A 1,173-nucleotide genomic window follows, 5' to 3' on the forward strand; every position below is an offset into this window, starting at 1 on the left:
CTGTAGATACCGTCTTGAACCTCACTGGGCAAGCGCTAGTTTCGGGTCAAACGGTTGGCCCGATTTAAGCACTCCGTAGACATAGTGCAGCAGCTTGCGCATTGCTGCGCAGACGATCTGTTTGGGCGCCTTGCCGTTAGCCTTCAGGCGCTCTTTCAATGCTTTGATCCCGTTGTTGTGCTTTAGCGCAACCAAGCCCGGCATGTACAGACATGCCCGCAGGCGCGACGAGCCAACCTTTGAAATCACCGTTCGGCCTTTCAGCAGTCCTGAGTCCTGCAGTTTTGGATTCAGCCCTGCCGCCGCGACTAACTGACGGGGATCGTTGTATTTGCGCAGGTCACCCAGCTCGGCCAGCAGTCGCTCAAGCGTTCTCTGACCAATACCGTCGATGGTGACGATCAGGTCGCGCATCTCACGCATGTCAGGGTCATCATCAATGTGCTTTTTGATCGCCTTGTGCGTTTCGGCGATCTCATTTCCTATATGACTTAGCACGGAGTTGATCGAGCTTTTGACCTTCTCGTCAGACACATCCAGGCGGTTGAGCTCCATTTGCTCCATTTCCTGAAGATCATCCAGTCGACGCACCAGAGCCTTTAACTGCCGAAACTTCAAAGGCTCCGGCGCCCAGGGTTTGAGCTTCTCATTCTTTTCTCGAGCGAAGTCGGCAATCAGTTTGGCGTCGCTTTTATCGGTCTTGATCCGGCGCAATTCACTGCCGGCGTAAGCATGAGTCGTGGCCGGATTGACCACGCAGACCCGATAACCCTTGTTGTAAACAAACTCGGCGAGCGCCAAGTGATAGACGCTGGTGGCCTCCATCACAATCAGTGCCGAAGGCTCGACCTGCTTGTCCAGCCAGGCTTCAAGCTCTTTGAAACCCTTGAGGTCGTTAGCCAGTTTGGCCTTGGTTTTATGCTTGCCGTTTGGCAAGTGTGTGGCGATATCGAAGGTGTTCTTGGCGACATCGATGCCGACGAAACTGGGCATACTTTTCTCCTGAGTGATCAGTTGCGATCATCACTGCACTCTGTCCTACCTTGCGAATGCGGGCTCTCGCCAGAGACGGGCCCCAGATACCGTTCGAACTAAATGAGTGAGTGTGGAGGGCTGGAGCACAATCTACGTCACAGGCGAAAAGCCTAAGGAGCCGGGCTGCTTCCAAGTCCC

The 1,173-nt window shown here is 54.4% G+C and carries 1 protein-coding gene; it reads right to left on the reverse strand.

Annotated elements, in window-relative coordinates:
* Nucleotides 1-21: 21 nt before the first annotated feature.
* On the reverse strand, nt 22-993 hold the full coding sequence (locus tag L4G42_RS25995) for an IS110 family RNA-guided transposase (protein WP_237249986.1): 972 nt from the start codon (nt 991-993) through the stop codon (nt 22-24).
* Nucleotides 994-1,173 lie beyond the last annotated feature (180 nt).

Origin of the sequence: Pseudomonas petrae (assembly GCF_021728295.1) — a bacterium.
In the GTDB taxonomy this organism is placed as follows: domain Bacteria; phylum Pseudomonadota; class Gammaproteobacteria; order Pseudomonadales; family Pseudomonadaceae; genus Aquipseudomonas; species Aquipseudomonas petrae.

Coding starts and splice junctions, on each gene's coding strand:
- L4G42_RS25995 (WP_237249986.1), bottom strand. CDS start 993: ATGCCCAGTTTCGTCGGCATCGATGTCGCCAAGAACACCTTCGATATC.